We start from the raw sequence: 17,345 nt of genomic DNA, 5'->3' as shown, positions 1-17,345 counted from the left end.
ATGATTATCAATGGTCTTTATATCTTATTAGAATTTCACGTTTAAGTTAAATCCCCAGCTTTTTCTTGATGGTAATGATCCATATTCAAGGCCTTGCCCGTTACCATTGTTGTAGTTCGAGTCCGGGTCAACATTGGGTATGTTTTTATGGATGATGAACGGGTTACGGCTAACCAGTGCAACTGTCATATTTTTGATACCCCATTTTGACGAAATATAAGTAGGTATAGTATAACTTAAGGTTATCTCGCGCATTTTAACATAACTGGCATCGTATATAAACGGCGTAGCTACACCATTGCCATCGCTGTAATAATTTGCCCAGTAGATGGAAGGGTCGACAGCTTTTGTATTTGGCGCGTAAATAGCTTTACCAGAACCATCTGTGCCGGTTTGTACCATACCCTGCGGAACGTATCCCCTAACTTTGCCTGCAGCGGTCCATTGTTCGATAGACTGCCCTGCGGTTTGGCGGTCCTCTTCAGATTTTATCCACTCGGCCCTTCCCGGTAAAGTTACTAAACTGGCGCCTCTTATTACGTTGAATAAGTTGGTCATCGAGAACAGGCTTGCACCTTGTTTAATATCGACAACAAAGCTTAAACCAAAGTTTTTGTAATAGAACGAGCTGCTTAAACCACCTGTCCAGCTCCAGGTACCTTTACCCAGCACCTCGCGGTCAACCGTTTGCAGTGGCGCAAGGGTAACCGGGTCAAGTATAGCGTTACCCTGATCATCTTTTTGGCCTCCGTAGCCTAATATAGCGCCATAAGCGGTATTTGGCCTTGCAACTACTGATGTGCCCAACCAGCGGGCATCAGATAAGGTTAAATAAGGAATACCATCGGCAAGCGATTCTACATCATTGATGTTGCGGGCAAAGTTTACGTTTAAATCCCAGCTAAAGTCTTTAGTTACAATTGGCTTGGTGTTTATTGCTACCTCGATACCTTTGTTACCAACTACACCCGCGTTAATTATTTGCTGGGCAAAACCAGATGATAATGGTATGTTAACAACATTTATCTGATCCCTTGATTTTGAAGTATAATATGTAAGGTCTAAACCGATCCTGTCGTTCAGGAACTTCAAATCGGCACCTACCTCGAAAGATCGTGTGCGGGTTGGTTTTAAAGTTGAAGGCAATGCCTGGCCTGGTGCTAACCCTCCTAACGGAATACCATTAAACGATTGCGGATTCAACTGGTACGTTGGGTTTAGCATATAAGGGTCGGTATCGCTACCCACCTCTGCTGCCGAAACTCTTATTTTACCAAAAGAGAGAATCGATCTGTTCATTTTAAAAGCATCGGTAAATACAAAACTTGCAGATAACGATGGATAAGTGTACACGTTATTATTTGTTGGCAATGTTGATACGGCATCGCGGCGTACCGTTGCATCTAAATACAAAAAGCTTTTGTACCCGGCGCTTAACAACGCGTAAACAGACCTGGTTTCTCTTTCTCTTGGTGAAACCTCAATAGTAGTTTTATCAGAAAAGGCGTTAGAGCTGATAATATCTGTGGCAACCTGGTCTATGTAATTACCGGTATAACCGGGTGCCTGGCTGTGCGATATGCTTGCACCTAAGCGGGCTGATAAATTCAGGGATGGTGTTACCTGTTTTTGGGCGGTTAATAGCATATCCGCTTCGGTAGTTTGTACTTTTTGATTTGTAGTTTCAAGCCTGCCGGTTAATGAACCCGGTGTAGACCTTGGACTGAATTTTTGATAATCAAAATAAGTAAAATCCGTTGAGGCACGACCTTGTAAGCTTAGCCAGCTTGTAAATGTATAATTGGCCTGTAAACCGCCTATCATACGGTTCTTTTTGGTTTGATTGCTCATCTCGTTAATTACCCAGTATGGGTCGAGCCTGTACTGGCCGCCGCCCCACTCTACGTAATTGCCTTCAGCATCTTTATAGCCGGTTTTAAAGTACGATTGATCAACGTTGTTGGCCAGGCCGATAAAGTTATTACCGATATTTCCCGGATCATCTGCTAACGAAGGGCGGTTGGTTACATTCTCGTTCATGTACATCACCCTTGCTTCAACCGTTAAATTTTTGCCGAATTTTGAGCTGCCGTTAAAATTGAATGTATTACGGCGCATGTTGCTGCCCGGTACAATATCGTTGTTACGCAGATCAGAAATAGATAAACGGAAGTTACCTTTCTCGTTCGCGCTTGATAATGCAACGGTATTGGTAAATGTTGAGCCCGTACGGAAGAAATCCTGGATATTATTTTTAACCAGGGCATAAGGGCGGTACACTCCATCGAAACCTATTACCTGTAAGTTTGGATCAAGGCGGGGGCCAAAGTTGTTGAACAAGGTGTTTTTTGCCTGTGCGGCGTCAATTACCAATTGTTCTGCACTACCCTGTCCGTATATGTACTGGTTACCATCTAATGTGGTAAGCTGTTTTTCGAACGATGAGGTGCTGTTAAACTCTATGCCCAGTTCTTTACGGGTGCCGCCCTTTTTTGTAGTAATTAATATTACACCATTACCGGCGCGGCTACCATAAAGCGCCGAAGCCGATGGGCCTTTAAGCACACTGATCTTATCTACATCGTCGGGGTTAATGGCCGATATGGCGTCGCCAAAATCCTGGCCGCCCGAATATTTGCCCCCGCCAACCTGGCCGTAGTTAGAGTTATCTATCGGCACACCATCTACTACGTAAAGTGGCTGGTTGTTACCGGTGATAGTAGTATTACCCCTGATGATAACCCTTGACGACCCGGCAGGGCCACCTGCACCGCCGGTGATTACCAAACCGGCAACTTTACCCGCAAGCGAGTTCATGATGTTTGTTTCGCGGGCTTTTTTAAGGTCGTTACCGTCAACTTCGGCAAAAGCATAACCCAGCGCGCGCTGCTCGCGTTTGATACCTAAAGCCGTTACCACAACCGTTTTCAGTTCGGTATTGCTAAGCTTCAGGTTAATGGTTACAAACTTTACATCCTCGCTGGCCGTTACCGATGATTGCTCAAAACCAAGCATCCTGAAAGTGATAACATCACCCGCGTTAGCTTCGATGGCAAACTCACCCGCGTTGTTTGTAACCGCGGTTTTTTCGGTTTTGGTGTTAACCACCGTTACGCCGGGCAACGTTAGGTTATCAGGATCTAAAACGCGGCCTTTTAATGTAAATGCAGCAGCGCCCGCATTGCTTTTAAGCGCCTGTATCAATACAGTTTCGCCGGCAATTTTGTACCTTACATTAATTTGATTTGCAAGCGCCTCCATAACATCAGTAAGGCGTTTATTGGTTACTTTAAGGTTTACCCTGCGCTTAAAATCAACATCTGCAGGGTTGTAAGAGAAATGCACTTTGGTAGCATCCTCAATTTGTTTAAACACTTTTTCTACAGGCTGGTCCTGCCAGTTAAAAGAATAAAGCGCGTTTGGTGCCGACTGGGCATATCCACTGGTGTAAACGATCAGGAATACTGCTCCAAGCATCCTCAATAACATTTTCGAAAAAAAACGTGAAGCGGGTAGTTTTTTAAGCATAGTTTAAAAATTTAGGTGCGTTGATATATATGAGTATAATTAGGTTTTAGAATACGATCTTAACGGTATCTCCCATTTGTTTATATGTGAAATTATTTACGAAGCCAATAGCATCCAGCACATCGGTAAGGCTTTTGTTATTGAATTGCCCCGTAAACCTTATTTTATCCGCGGCTTTATCGCCGGCTGTTACCTGTATGCCATATGTGTTGGTTATTTTGGCGGCTATCTCGGCGAAATCGGCATTGCTAAACGTTAATTTACTATTAAGCCAATTATGCAGTTCAGTCTGGTTAAAATCAGATTTGGTGAAGCTGTTATCGCCATTAGCAAGTATAACCTGCTGCCCCGGTACCAGTATCTGGTCGGCAATACCCGATCCAGGCTGCGTAGCTTCTACCCTAACCTTACCGGTAGCAAGCATAACGCTCGCTGTTTTTGATATCCCGTAGCTGCTTACTTTAAACGATGTACCTAAAGCGGTAGTAGCGGTTTTCGCGGTAAGCACAACAAACGGCCTGGTTTTATCTTTTGTTACTTCAAAAAAAGCCTCACCGGTTAGCAGCACGTGGCGGTTGTTTTGGTTGTAATCGTTTGCTAACTTAAGCGTGCTCGACCCATTAAGCGTTACGGTAGTACCATCGGGCAGTACCACGCTTTTGCGGTTGCTAAAATTTGTTTGCGCTACCAAATGATAATTGTTTTTAGTAACCTGGCTATACAATACCGCGCCCGAAACACGTGCGTTATATTTATAAAAACCATAGGCAATTACCAATACCAATAAAGTAGCAGCAACAGCCATACGTGGCAGCCACATATGGCGCACATTATCAACAGCAGGCTTTGCTTTTAGCTGTTCGCTTTCAATTGCGGCTTTTAACCTGGCAAGCGATTCCTGTTTATCTGCCTTGTTTATTTTAATACTAAGTAACAAGCATAACTCGCGGGCATCGGCAATTTTCTTTTTTAGAAGCGGCTGGGTTAAACTTACGTTCTCCCAGTGCGCTTTATCAACGTCGTTAAGTTCGTAGCAATAGTTAATAAAACTTTCGTCCGTTAAAAAATCCTCGATATTAAAATTTGTATAGTCCATTAAATTGGTATTTTCACACAAGTGCAATAGATTATTCTTTTTTACCAACACTTTTTAAAAAAATTTATAAAGATTATTATTAACTTCATCGGTAATTGGAAAAAGCACAAAAATCGGCCGGACAAGAGCGGATGAGCATCAGGACAGAACGGGTAAAAAAGAATTGGGCGTTACTTGCAGAAGGCGACCAGCAAGGCCTTTACGCGTGCTTTGATATTTTTTACGACGACCTGTACCGCTTTGGCGTTTGCATGTATAAAAACCCCGAACTGGTTAAGGAAAGCATCAATAACCTTTTCATCGAACTTTGGCGCATCCAGGATAAATTATCATCGGTACAAAACATACAGCAATATGTGCTTACCATATACAAGCGTATATTATACAAAACCTACCAGCAATACAGCCGCGAAACTTTTACCACCACCCTTGAGGAAGCTGAAATAGCATCGGGCGCGGCCGAGCAGCCTTACGAGAACATCCTGATAGCCAGCCAGCAGGACGAGATAACCAAAAAACGTTTACAAAAAGCGCTGAACCAATTAACACCCCGGCAAATAGAAATTGTACAGCTGCGCTATTTTGACCAGGTAAGCTTTTGTGAGATTGCCGAAAAAACCGGCCTTACCGAGCGTACCATTTACAATACCCTGCACAACGCCATTAAAGTATTGCGCGATGTATTTTTGCTGGCGCTTATAGTTAAGCTGTTTAGCTAACAAGCATTCCCGGTTAAGGGGGCTCCGCCGGAGCCTAAATCCACATTTCTAAATCTATAAACACGCGACTCCGCTGGAGTCGAGGCCGCAATTGTTACAGCTCCAGATGTATTTTTGCTGGCGCTGATCATTAAGCTGTTCAGCTAACATCCCTCCCCTGTTGGTGATAAGGTAGATCAGCTAAATGGATATGATCATATTAAAGAAACTGGTGCCCAAATCTCTTTAACATAGGAGGCTCCGATGGAGCCGATGAAATTAAAACACTTTTCTATAAACACGCGACTCCGCTGGAGTTGAGGCCACAATTGTTACAGCTCCAGAGGAGCTACGTGTTTATAGCAAAAACAATAATGTATCTGGCTCCATGGGAGCCTCCTGTAAAGCGATTTGCATGCCTGGCTTTTTAAATATGATTATTGCCACGTAGCTGGCCTGAATTGTTGACACTCGTCTTTTAAAAACTATTTCCCTCAAATATCCGGGCGCTTCTTTTATTAAAACAGATATTAAATTATCTTTATCACTTAAAGCTTTACCACACCTCTTTTGAAAACTATTAGCCGACGGGATTTTTTGGGCAAGGGCGCGATGCTGGCAGGCGGCACCTACCCTGCCATGATGGCTTTAGGTTTATTACGCCCCGCCCCTGCGCACGCCTTTAATTTAAATGGCAGCGGCGCCGGCAAACACATAATTATATTGGGGGCAGGCCTAGCAGGCATGACCTGCGCTTACGAACTGAACAAGCTGGGCTACCGCTGTACCATTATAGAGGCCCGGCAAAGGGCAGGCGGCCGCTGCTGGAGCATCCGTAACGGCAGCACCCAAACCGAAATTGATAAACCCACCGTTACCGCCCGCTTTGACGAAGACCAGTACTTTAACGCCGGTCCATCGCGCATTCCGCATAACCATGAGTTAACCCTGCATTATTGCAAAGAGCTGGGTGTACCTATCCAGGTTTACAACAATGTTAACGAGGGTGCCTATTACTTTGCCGAAGGTAAAGGCCCCCTGTCAAACAAAAAGATAAAGGTACGCGAGGTGCATAACGATATCCGCGGGTACATGAGCGAAATGCTTGCCAAAAGCATTGACCACGGCGGCCTTGATAGCGCGCTTACCAAAGAAGACGCTGAAAAGGTTATTGAATATTTGAAAGCCGAAGGCGGATTGGACGTGGACAAGCTTTACAAAGCATCGGCACGGCGCGGTTATAGCGAAATGTATGGCGCCGGTGATAAGCCCGGTAAAATTGGCGAGCCGCATAAACTGGCCGATATGATCCACTCGGGACTGATGGACCCCGATTTTTATAACGTGGCCGAGTACACTTACGAATTGCAGATGACCATGTTCCAGGCGGTTGGCGGGATGGACAAAATTTCATCGGCGCTGCAAAAAAAGGTCGCGCCGTTTTTAAAGATGGGTGCCGAGGTTACCGATATTACCAACCTGCCCGAGGGTGTAAAGGTTTTATACAAAGACGCTACAGGAAAGCATGAACTAACAGCCGACTTGTGCATTTGTACACTGCCACTGCCCGTGTTAAGTAATATCAACCACAATTTTTCGGGCGATGTAAGCCGCGCGATAGATTATATAGGCTACATCCCCACGGGAAAAATTGGCCTGCAGTTTAAGCGTAGGTTTTGGGAAGAGGATGAGCACCTGTATGGCGGCATCACCCACACCAATAACGACTTGACGCAGATCTTTTACCCATCGTACGATTACCTGGGCAAAAAAGGCATCCTGATAGGGTACTATAATTTTAACGAGAAAGCACAAAAGATAGGCGCATTAGGTTACGCCGACCGCGAAAAGTTCGCGCTGGAAAAAGGCAGGCTGATCCACCCGCAGTACGATAAGGAGTTTGAAAGCTCGTTCTCGGTTAGCTGGCATAAAACCAAATACAGCCTGGGCGGCTGGGCGGTTTACAATACCGATACCCGCAAAAACCAATACCCGGCGCTGCTTAAGCCCGATAAGCAGGTTTATTTTGCCGGCGAGCACCTTACCTATTTAAACGCCTGGATGGCCGGCGCATTTGAATCGGCACGGAGCGCGGTGGCCGCCCTGCATGCAAGGGTAAGCGGGCAGCGGCTGCAATACCCGGCGCAACATTAACTGAAACCAAAAATTAAAAAAAACTAAAAATACCTTCACAATGGCAAACTCAATTAACCGCAGAAACTGGATCAGGTCCAGCGCTTTTATAGCCGGGGGACTGGCTTTTTGTTCGGGCACCATCAGTAAGCTGGCGGCAATGCCTAAACGGGTGTTACGCTCGTCGCGCAGTTTAACCGACCAGGAAGCGATGCTAAGCGGTCCTTTCGACCTTAAAGCAAGGTTGCTGGCGAATGAAAACCCTTACGGTCCGTCCGCAGCCGCTAAAAAGGCTATTGCTGGCGCTATTGATACCAGTTACCAATATCCTTTTATGCAACTATCAATGCTATCGGGTAAAATTGCAGCATATGAGGGTGTAATGATCAAAAACATACTGATGGACGCGGGATCTACCCCATTACTTTTAGCTGCCGCTATGCACTGCACCAAAGGCGGTAAAAACGTAATAACCGGCGACCCATCGTACGATGACCTGCCATCGCGCGCCGAAGAGTTGGATGGCAAATGGGTAAAAGTGCCATTGACGGCAGATTATAAATTAGACCTGGATGCCATGGAAGCCAAAGTGGATGCCAACACCGGCCTGGTTTATGTATGCAACCCCAATAACCCTACCGCTACTGTTGTTGATACCGAAAAATTAAAGGGTTTTTGCGAGCGCGTATCCAAAAAAACAATGGTATTTGTGGATGAGGCCTATATAGATTACCTGCCCGACCCGCAAGCCGCTTCAATGGTAAGCATGATAAAGGCCGGGCACAACATTATTGTGGGGCGCACCTTCTCAAAACTTTATGGCTTTGCGGGCCTGCGCCTGGGCTACATGATAGCTCAGCCCGAAACTATTAAAACCTTTGAAAAATATACCACACAGGCATGGAGCGTTACCGGCACCACTTTAGCCGCAGCGCTTGCAGCATACCGCGAAACAGATTTTTTGAACGATACCCTTAAAAAGACCAACGCGGCAAAAGAGTACTTATACTCGGTATTGAAAAAAGAGGGCTACGATTACATCCCGTCGTCGGCTAACTTTGTGATGTTCCAGTTAAAGATGGATGGTAAAAAATTCAGCAACGAAATGTTTAAGCGCGGCGTGGGCATCCGCGACTGGAAGTTTAACGGAAAAGACTGGTGCCGCGTAAGCATTGGCCGCATGGACGAAATGGAAGCCTTTGCAGCAGCTTTTAAAGAACTATCTTAATTAAAAAGAATCAAGAGTTAAGAATCAAGAGCCAGGACAGAAATGTAAAGGCATCTTGATTCTTGACTCTAATATCTTGACTCTAATTCAATATGCGTAAATTAACATTAACACTACTATTGGCAGCCTCGGTTTTTATTGGCCGTGCGCAAACCGTAACACCAAGGCCGCTTACTATGGCCGAATACAGCAAGGCACAAACATTTGCCATTGCCGACCTGGATAAGGACACCTACGTAAAGTTTGAAAACACCTATATACTGGACAGGTATGAAGGCCGCAAACCCTATTTTATTACCGGCAGCGACGGCCTTAAAAAACGTATCGACCTGTATAAACTGATAGCCAAAGACGGCATGCAGGAAATTGGCACCATGGTTTTTTACACCAACGAAAAGGGCAAGCTTTACAAAGCCCTTGTACCAAATTTTACCGCCGATGGTAAGGTTTGGGAACAATACTTCCAGGATATTGATAACATCAATAAGGTGGAAACAAACTTTATCCTTAAGCTATCTTACGTACTATCTAAAGAGTTTAGCTTTCAGCAATACAAGCTATTAAACGGCGGTAAGGATATGAAAGAGGAATCGGCTACTTATGGTAACGATATCTGTTTCCCGGGCGATGAACTGGTAACCATGGCCAGCGGCGCTAAAAAGCTGTTGAAAGATGTAAAAAGCGGCGACGAAGTAATCACCGTTGACCCTGCTACTAAAATCGCATCGGCAGTAAAGGTAAAGGAACTGACCACCCACGATGCTAACAACTATGCTTTAACCAAGCTGGTACTAATATCGGCACAGGTTAACGGCCGGGATATAAAACTAAGCAGCAAAGTATTGCAGGCTACCCCCAACCACCCCATGCTTACTAAACAAGGCAATCAAAAAATTGGCGACATAGCTTTGGGCCAGGATGTGTTATGCCTTAACGAGCAAACCGGCAAATACGAAGCCTATACAGTTCTGCTAAAAACGGAGCGGGCAGGCGGCACCCAAAAAGTTTATAACATTGTTGCCGATGGCGGCAGTACCATCATCATGAACGGTGTTATGGTAATGCAGAAATAAACTTATAAGCTATTAAACAGAAAAGGGCTTATTTGACAGGCCTTTTTTTGTTGGCAGATGTAACAGTTTTGATGGTTTTTCCGTCTGGTTTATATTGTCCATGCTGCCGGTGTTTAAAAATCGGCAGGTGATTTTTTACTGCAATTTGGTACACTTGCCAAATATTTCTACTTCTGCCATTTATGACCAAACCGGTACACCCTATTTATAATTTACATTTTGCACTGGTTTGCTTAAGCTCGCTACTATTTTCGGCAAGCTTTAACATGCTGATCCCAGAGTTACCCTCCTACCTCACCAGCATTGGCGGCGGCGAACATAAAGGTTTAATAATAGCCCTGTTCACCCTTACAGCAGGCATATCCCGCCCCTTCAGCGGCAGGCTTACCGATACGCTTGGCCGTGTGCCGGTTATGGCAGTAGGCTCAATAGTCTGTTTTGTGTGCGGGTTTTTATATCCGGTGCTTAGCAGCGTTTCCGGGTTTTTATTTCTAAGGCTGCTGCATGGCTTCTCTACAGGATTTAAACCTACGGCTACCGCCGCGTATGTTGCCGATATTGTACCCCGCGGGCGTTGGGGCGAGGCATTGGGTTTTCATGGCATTTGCTTTAGTACGGGTTTGGCTATCGGGCCGGCCATAGGCAGTACCATCAGGATGTATTTTTCGCTTAATACGCTGTTTTACAGCTCTTCATTTCTGGCGCTGATGTCCATCATTATTTTGATGAATATGAAGGAAACACTTAAAGTAAAGCAGAAGTTCAGTTTTTCCATCCTTAAAATTTCCCGTAATGATATCATCGCGGTTGAGGTTTTGCCCGCGGCGATAGTAACGCTGTTATCCTATGTATCCTACGGCGCTATCCTTACTGTTATCCCCGACTGGGGCCAGCATCTCGGTATCGCCAACAAAGGGTTATTTTTTATGGTGTTCACTATCGCATCGTTGCTGATACGCTTTGTGGCGGGCAAGGTATCTGATAAGTATGGCCGTGTTTATGTACTCAATACCGGGCTGGTGCTGCTGGTTATCGCGCTGGTGGTTATCGGCTACGAAAAAACCGCGATAGGCTTGTTGGGCGGCGGTGTTATTTATGGTGTTGCTACAGGCATCCTCTCGCCTGCCCTTAACGCCTGGACGGTAGATATGAGCCATCCCGAACACCGGGGCAAGGCCATGGCTACCATGTATATTTCGTTAGAGGCCGGGATAGGATTGGGCGCGCTTATATCGGGTTGGTTTTACCAGGATGTTATTGATATGGTGCCGGCCATTTTATACAGCACGGCAGTGATTACCATTATGGCCGTAATTTACATGATCTTCCGTACTAAAACGCCGGTTAAATATACCGGAGATGTATTGATAGAGGGCGAAATTTAGCCGGTTACCTGCACAAATCCGCAATTGCGAAAATAGGGCATCCACAAAAACGCGTCTGTTAAAAGTTCGGCAGATGGTATATTTTGGTTTGCGCTTAGTGCAGATACCGCGCTGTAAAGATCCGTATGTGTGCTGCATTCCTGCAACAAGCGATATTGCACTTCGGTTATTTCTTCCATTACCACCCGGTAGTTTTTCCTGCTGATGGCCATAAAGGTTTTCTGCGGCGATGGCAGTTCGTATTCTTCTTCCCGGTAAACTGCCCCAAAAAACTGCTTCATCGGGAAATCCAGTTCAAGCAGTTGCAGGCATTCGGGTATTTTGATGTTTACCGTTTTAAAAAGCACATCATGTATATCTATCACTTCAACATCAGGAACATCGTTTTCGGTGCCGGGGGCACGCATGGCAACCTGCCGGGCGCGTTCTACCCTTGCCAGTGCAGCGGGGATCTCAAAATAAGAATTGTCCTCCCCTTCTTCGGGCTTTGGTTTGGTTTTGTCCAAAAAATCAGGGAACGCTTTACCCAGGTCGTATAAAGTAAACGAGGTTGACGGGTGGTACATCAGGTATGCCTTAGCAAAGCCATCAAATACATCATCGCCCATAAACTTTTTGCTGATGGCATAATCTGCATACATGCAATCCAGCAACCTTAAAAGGTAGCCCGAGCTGTAAACATTTAAACGCGCGTAAATCGATGCGGTTCCCTCGTCAGATACCACATCATGCTCGTTTACCCGGTACCTGTGGTTAGCCAGCCCAACCTTTTGCTTTAAAAAGCCGGGAGCCATTACCACAGTACGCAGCCAGTTTTGTAATAATACGGTGTCCTGCTTAACCATTTGATGCCTGTAATTGAAAATCAACCGGATTTGAAACCGGCGCATTTGGCGATTGATAGATCCCCGTATCTGGGATATTGCCTTTAAGCACTTCTCTCGCTTTAAATAATTCTTCCAATAGCTCGGGATATTCAGGGATCTTCGCGTCCCACTCCAGCAGGGTACTTACACCGCCTGTTAGCTGCTGGGCCTGTTGGTACAGCTTCCAAACCTGGGATGGTACGGGCTGGTCGTGCGTGTCAACCAGCAGGTCGCCGCAATCTGTAGGGCCGGCAATGTGCATTTGTACTATATGTTCGTGCGGCAGGCTGTCGATGTATTTTACCGCATCGTAGCCGTGGTTATGTGCCGATACAAAAACGTTGTTCACATCAAGCAACAAGCCGCAACCGGTTTCCTTAGCCAGCGCCGATAAAAACTCCCACTCGGGCATGGTCGAGGCTTTAAACTGCAGGTAAGTTGATGGGTTTTCCAATATCAGCGGGCGCTTTAGATAGTCTTGTATTTTCAGCACACGTTCGGCCACATGGTTAAGGCTTTCTTCGGTCATGGGCATGGGCAGCAGGTCGTGCGTGTTGGTATAGGCAACACCCGTCCAGCACAGGTGGTCAGAGATCCATTCGGGCTCTACTTTTTCTGCCAGTTCTTTCAGCTTTTGCAGGTAAGTGTAATTTATCGGGTCGGTACTGCCAACAGACAGCGAAACGCCATGCATTACCACCGGCACCTGCTTACGCACATGCATCAGCACATGGCTGGCGAAGCCGAAATCATCCATAAAATTCTCGCTGATGATCTCGAACCAATCCACTCCCGCCGGGTTGTTCAGCAGGTAATTAAAATGCTTGTTTCGTAAACCCACGCCAAGGCCCAGGTTTGGCAGGCCCAGGCGTGGTTTAGTATTTATGCTCATGGCAATAATTATTATTTAGGTTGATGGCGGGAACGCAAGGCGCAGGTCGCTTGGTTTTGGTTTCGGGCCGGGATCTTTACCTTGTTTCTTTCTTACTTCAGAATAAGCTTTCCAGGCTACATCATAAACATAATCGCCTTCTGCATAGTCCATTATCGCGAAAGGAGTGGGTTTATAGCTTTCCCCTTCAAAATCAAACAACTGCATTTTGTATTTCTCGTCTTTATCGAGTGCAGGATAGATCTGCGATGCCGATATGGGCACAGCGCAGCCACCGAAACCACCGCAAGCGTTGTCTGATGGCGGGCTGAATGGCAGGCCTTTACCCGGCTCGGGTGCCGAGCCACCGCAGCCACTGCCGCCGCCGGTAGATTGTACGAAACCGCAACCACCTTCGGCCTTGCAATCGTTTGAGCCTTTACAGGCATGGAACAATTGGCTTGGCGCACAGCTTTCCAGGTCGCATCCTGCATCCGGGTTGTTATCAAGGTTCATCCCCTGGCAGGCGTGGTAGATATGCACATTGCGGTCGTAGGGCTTTTCGTCGTTTGATCTGATACCTAAAGTGATATCCGGCACCTTGCCAAATACCGCCCAGCAGATGGCCATCCTATCACCCGAGCCACCCATTGAAGGGTACGGGAACGCGATCTTGGGGTTTTTAAAGTAATCATTCAATACCCTGGTAACGCCGGCGATAGCGCCCGCTGCCGTACGGCTGAACAGGTCGTAGTTCTTATCGTCTTTATCTTCAAGTTTCAGGCGGTTAAGGGCATCAGAGATATCCTGGGTGCTTGGCAGCTTGCTCGAAGGGTCGGGCGTGTAACCTGCTGTTTGCAGCATTTCTGCCGTCCACTTGTTGCCATCGGCATGCCATTGGTCCCAGGTGGTGATGCCACCACTTTCGATAAGTGTTTTTACAAACTCAAAGGTTTCAAAGTGGTCCATTTTGCCAAATACGCCGCGGGCGTTAGCTTTTGCCGATGGCACTTCATTCCCATCCGCATCGTACGATGGGTATTTTTTACGCAACACCGGGCAGCTTGGTTGAAACTGGTTTTGAACCGCCATCAGGTTACCTGTCGCCATCAGGCTTTTAAGCGTTAACGGGGTATCAAGCTTGCGGTCGACAGCTACTTTGTCTAAGATCTCTTTTACCACACCGGCGCCTTCGCCCTGGTCTGTAATGCCGTTTATCATGTTCAGTACTTCTAATAGCGCTTTTTCGCTATCAAGGGTGTTGATACTTGTTGGCATACCGGGATATTCATTTTTTTCGTTCTTCGCCGGGTTTAGCCTGCCGGGATTAAACACTTCCTGCTGCAGGAAAGGGCAAAGCGCACGGTTGTCGCCTTGTTCTAAAGGAATTTCGACACCCGGGTTTGCAGCCTGCAACGCTTTGTTAAACAGAACATACCACAGGGTTTTTCCATCGGTATATTCTATTGACAGGTATTTCCACAATTGCATGTACATATTACCTATCGAGCCAAACCATGGTAAGGGTTGCCCCGGCTGCCAGTCTTTGTAAGGCGCCTGCTGGTTGTATTTGCTTTGGAACATTTCTTCGGTCATCATGTGCCTTGCATCCTCTTCGGTTTGCTCGATGGCCAGGAAAAGGTCCATCTGCTCTAAATTCATGGGGCCTATGTTTACACGGATGTGCGGCTTGTTGGTATCCGCAAAATCAAGGATCCCGGGCAGCACCGATGAATCGGGCGAGTAGCATTTCCAGGCCAGGGTCTTTTCGTCCTGCAAGGGTTCGCAGGTAAATTTAGGGTCGTAGTTAACGGCCTTTGCAAGGTTTGATACAATTTGCAGGTGAAGCATTTCGGCCACAAAAACGCTGAACACGGCGTTGTACGCCAGCTGGTTTGAGTTAACCGTTTTTGAAGATGCCGACATGCCCGGCCAGATGCGGCCTTTGTACACGCTGCTATTCTGGCTGTTTATCTCGTGCATACCCTGCAGCGAGTAAAGCGCCGTCATGTACAAGGGTATGGTGAACAATTCTACATTCACGGCTGCCTGCACCAGGGTATGCAGGGCCTTTTCATCGGTTTCGCGGAGTGCAACATCCCGCTGTTGTTTGCATTTGAATAATAATGTGCTCATTGGTTAAGGTTTTAAGATTTTGGTATAGTTCCGTTTGCTAAATGCCTCAGGCCTTCAATGCCCGGCAGGAATAAGTACAGGCCCCCATCGGTGCGTATAAATTGCGGGAGGCCATCAATTACTGTATAATCTGTTTTTTTTGGTGGGCGCTGGGTCCCCGGCGGTAAAAAATCAAAGGTTTCGTGATCGGTCATGCCATCTTCAGAACCAAATAAGGGGTCGAAACCACTTTTATTAGGGCTCATATCGGCATCTTTACCTATCCGGAAACTTCCGTTGGTTACCCACGATTCCATGATAAAGCTAAACTGCGCGCTCAGGTCGGCACAAATAAACAAACCGACAAGTCCACGCGGGATACCATCATCGGGCCTGGTTTCGTCATAGTCGGGCCCATAAGGCCCCGCCCTGCGCATTATCCGTTTTTCTTCGGCATTGTTTTTATTACCCTTCACCTTATAATCATCGCGCGGGTTGGTACGCCTGATATGTGATGCATATGGGCACAGTAAACCAAACTCGTCGTTTACCGGTTTGCCTTGTTGGTGCGCTGTAGGCTCGATGTAGTTAAAATTGGTGTAATCGAAACCGTTAAGTGTTTTATCAGGCCCGTCGGGCGATACTACTAAAGGCGTGCCGTCAAACCACCTGCCGCACATTTTCGCCGCTACGAGTTCTGGCGAGATCCCTTTTTCCTTTCCCTTATTAATAAAAGCCTTAAATGCCGTTACATCCTGGTGAAGCACCCTGAATGCTGCGAAGCTGCCATTGTGCAATAAAGGATGCGCACGGTATTTTGGCAGTTCGGCGCTTTGCGGGTTAGTTGGGTCTACCTTAAATTTAGGGGTTATTACAAACTGGTATGGCGGAACGCACGGCCTGTCGTCTATCAACCCCTTACCGGCCAGTAAGCGGCCTACGTTTGTATTCCAGGGTACATCGCTTAACCGGGGCTGCGAAAAGCTATCCTTATAACCAAAATGGATATAATCTTCCCCCTCATCAAGCGGGTCGGAATCCTGAATATATGCTTGCATCAAAGCAGGCAATCCGGTTTCACCCGGTATCAATTTCAATAATTTCTGATGATAGTTTTCCCGCGTTCCGGTGCTATCGGCATAAATAGTGACCACTAAATGGAGTTCATCATAAGGCGACTCCCTTTTGGTAGGGAGCAGCCACTCTCCAGACCGGTCCCACCAATGCTTCGGGTCGCTGGAGTTGATATCGCCCACAGCCTGGGCATCGCCAACCGCCCCACCTTTAAACAGGTCGAACACATTTGAGCTCTCTCTTTCTACAACTTTTCTGTCTCCCTCATTCATTAAAAACTCCATACCCGAATAGGTGAAGCCAACATTAAGGGTATATATCGGCCTGTCGTCCCTGTCCCATGGCTTGGCGGTTGTAATTTCCACATCGCTTGTCCCCGGCAGCAGCTTTGATAAAAAAGATCTCGCCCCGGCAAGGTCAACCATATAGAATACAATATACCTGATGTATGGTAAGGTGTAGCCCCGCAATACAAGGCCTTGTATATCATCTAATACCGGGGGCGGTTGCCTGCTGCCGCAACTATCGTTAAGATATGTCATCGCTTAAGTTTAAAATAACGGCCGCCAATACAGGGCGACCGTTATGTGGGTTAGCAAACAGGTTTTTTTGAAACGGCGAAATCTATTTCCACCGGGGTTGTTGGCCAAAGTGTTTCGGCATCAGGATAATTATCCAATATGTTACTTACGGTAAGCCCCGGGAAGGTGTAGGTGAGCAAATATTTTCCAATTTTGGTTGTTTTGGCCGCGGCCGGTAAGGTTGGGTCGCCAAAGTTATAACGCATAAGCAGGCAGTAAAACTCTTTCGGGTTGCCTTGTACTTTACCGTTTTTCAATATATAATTTGCTGAGGTAGGGTCAGAGTCGTCAACAATACCGCTTTCGTCCATATATTCAAGCACCAGGTTCAGGAACCCGGCAATAAAATCATTATCTAAAAATGAGTCGATATAAGGTTTAAAGTCGGCATCATATAGCGCCTGTACTACAAAAAGGCCTTTGCCTTCCTCTGTCTGGAAGCTTTTAACCTTTAAACCGGGTGGCGTTTGGCCAGCCGGCAGGTAGTAAAACATAGAGAAGTGTACACCGGTATCCCTACGGTTATCAGGGGTTTCGGCAAGTTTAAGGCGGGTTTCGTTAAGCGATTGCACTACCTTGTGTGCTCCGCTTTTCATCGGTAAAAAAAGAAACAGCATGTGCTGTTGCTCCGGCGCCGAAAGGCTGGTAATTGCTGTGGGCATTGTGATATTGGATTAAGGGTAAATTATACCTACTC

The 17,345-nt window shown here is 46.5% G+C and carries 12 protein-coding genes; 5 read left to right on the top strand and 7 right to left on the bottom strand.

What is annotated here, in order from left to right:
• Positions 1 to 27: 27 nt before the first annotated feature.
• On the bottom strand, positions 28 to 3,528 hold the full coding sequence (locus EWM62_RS07130; protein WP_129875960.1) for a SusC/RagA family TonB-linked outer membrane protein: 3,501 nt from the start codon (positions 3,526 to 3,528) through the stop codon (positions 28 to 30).
• 46 nt (positions 3,529 to 3,574) lie between these two features.
• Positions 3,575 to 4,624, bottom strand: coding sequence for a FecR family protein (locus tag EWM62_RS07125; protein WP_129875959.1), 1,050 nt, complete (start codon positions 4,622 to 4,624; stop codon positions 3,575 to 3,577).
• A gap of 95 nt (positions 4,625 to 4,719) precedes the next feature.
• On the opposite strand from EWM62_RS07125, the gene EWM62_RS07120 reads away from it, so the two are divergent.
• The 5 genes from EWM62_RS07120 to EWM62_RS07100 all read left to right on the top strand — a co-directional run bounded on the left by EWM62_RS07120 (position 4,720) and on the right by EWM62_RS07100 (position 11,141).
• Complete coding sequence (locus tag EWM62_RS07120; RefSeq protein WP_129875958.1) at positions 4,720 to 5,343, top strand: RNA polymerase sigma factor; 624 nt, start codon at positions 4,720 to 4,722, stop codon at positions 5,341 to 5,343.
• A gap of 549 nt (positions 5,344 to 5,892) precedes the next feature.
• The gene (locus tag EWM62_RS07115; protein ID WP_203234995.1) at positions 5,893 to 7,476 is read left to right on the top strand and encodes a flavin monoamine oxidase family protein; all 1,584 of its coding nucleotides are present in this window, start codon (positions 5,893 to 5,895) and stop codon (positions 7,474 to 7,476) included.
• A 40-nt stretch (positions 7,477 to 7,516) separates the two neighbouring features.
• Positions 7,517 to 8,683 (top strand): pyridoxal phosphate-dependent aminotransferase, encoded by a 1,167-nt coding sequence (locus EWM62_RS07110; RefSeq protein ID WP_129875957.1) that lies wholly within the window; start codon positions 7,517 to 7,519, stop codon positions 8,681 to 8,683.
• Between the two features lie 92 nt (positions 8,684 to 8,775).
• Positions 8,776 to 9,756 (top strand): Hint domain-containing protein, encoded by a 981-nt coding sequence (locus EWM62_RS07105; RefSeq protein ID WP_129875956.1) that lies wholly within the window; start codon positions 8,776 to 8,778, stop codon positions 9,754 to 9,756.
• A 182-nt stretch (positions 9,757 to 9,938) separates the two neighbouring features.
• Positions 9,939 to 11,141, top strand: a complete 1,203-nt coding sequence (locus EWM62_RS07100) for an MFS transporter (RefSeq protein WP_129875955.1) — start codon at positions 9,939 to 9,941, stop codon at positions 11,139 to 11,141.
• Here the strand turns inward: EWM62_RS07100 and EWM62_RS07095 are convergent.
• From EWM62_RS07095 to EWM62_RS07075, 5 genes are read right to left on the bottom strand one after another with little or no spacing between them, the layout of a single operon-like run.
• Positions 11,138 to 11,986 (bottom strand): HvfC/BufC N-terminal domain-containing protein, encoded by an 849-nt coding sequence (locus EWM62_RS07095; protein WP_162499798.1) that lies wholly within the window; start codon positions 11,984 to 11,986, stop codon positions 11,138 to 11,140. The two genes, EWM62_RS07100 and EWM62_RS07095, sit on opposite strands and share 4 nt — an antisense overlap.
• On the bottom strand, positions 11,979 to 12,899 hold the full coding sequence (gene bufB, locus EWM62_RS07090; RefSeq protein ID WP_129875953.1) for an MNIO family bufferin maturase: 921 nt from the start codon (positions 12,897 to 12,899) through the stop codon (positions 11,979 to 11,981). Before bufB ends, EWM62_RS07095 begins: the two co-directional genes overlap by 8 nt.
• A gap of 15 nt (positions 12,900 to 12,914) precedes the next feature.
• Positions 12,915 to 15,014, bottom strand: coding sequence for a ferritin-like domain-containing protein (locus EWM62_RS07085; protein ID WP_129875952.1), 2,100 nt, complete (start codon positions 15,012 to 15,014; stop codon positions 12,915 to 12,917).
• Between the two features lie 11 nt (positions 15,015 to 15,025).
• The gene (locus EWM62_RS07080; RefSeq protein ID WP_129875951.1) at positions 15,026 to 16,609 is read right to left on the bottom strand and encodes a Dyp-type peroxidase; all 1,584 of its coding nucleotides are present in this window, start codon (positions 16,607 to 16,609) and stop codon (positions 15,026 to 15,028) included.
• A gap of 50 nt (positions 16,610 to 16,659) precedes the next feature.
• A complete protein-coding gene (locus EWM62_RS07075) occupies positions 16,660 to 17,310 on the bottom strand; it encodes a hypothetical protein (protein ID WP_129875950.1) in 651 nt (216 codons plus the stop codon).
• Positions 17,311 to 17,345 lie beyond the last annotated feature (35 nt).

It is taken from the genome of Mucilaginibacter terrigena, assembly GCF_004168255.1.
Classification (GTDB): Bacteria; Bacteroidota; Bacteroidia; order Sphingobacteriales; family Sphingobacteriaceae; genus Mucilaginibacter; species Mucilaginibacter terrigena.
Note: the sequence above shows the minus strand (reverse complement) of the source record. Positions and strands in the feature narration are given on the sequence as shown.

Coding starts and splice junctions, on each gene's coding strand:
- EWM62_RS07130 (WP_129875960.1), bottom strand. CDS start 3,528: ATGCTTAAAAAACTACCCGCTTCACGTTTTTTTTCGAAAATGTTATTG.
- EWM62_RS07125 (WP_129875959.1), bottom strand. CDS start 4,624: ATGGACTATACAAATTTTAATATCGAGGATTTTTTAACGGACGAAAGT.
- EWM62_RS07110 (WP_129875957.1), top strand. CDS start 7,517: ATGGCAAACTCAATTAACCGCAGAAACTGGATCAGGTCCAGCGCTTTT.
- EWM62_RS07105 (WP_129875956.1), top strand. CDS start 8,776: ATGCGTAAATTAACATTAACACTACTATTGGCAGCCTCGGTTTTTATT.
- EWM62_RS07100 (WP_129875955.1), top strand. CDS start 9,939: ATGACCAAACCGGTACACCCTATTTATAATTTACATTTTGCACTGGTT.
- EWM62_RS07095 (WP_162499798.1), bottom strand. CDS start 11,986: ATGGTTAAGCAGGACACCGTATTATTACAAAACTGGCTGCGTACTGTG.
- bufB (WP_129875953.1), bottom strand. CDS start 12,899: ATGAGCATAAATACTAAACCACGCCTGGGCCTGCCAAACCTGGGCCTT.
- EWM62_RS07085 (WP_129875952.1), bottom strand. CDS start 15,014: ATGAGCACATTATTATTCAAATGCAAACAACAGCGGGATGTTGCACTC.
- EWM62_RS07080 (WP_129875951.1), bottom strand. CDS start 16,609: ATGACATATCTTAACGATAGTTGCGGCAGCAGGCAACCGCCCCCGGTA.
- EWM62_RS07075 (WP_129875950.1), bottom strand. CDS start 17,310: ATGCCCACAGCAATTACCAGCCTTTCGGCGCCGGAGCAACAGCACATG.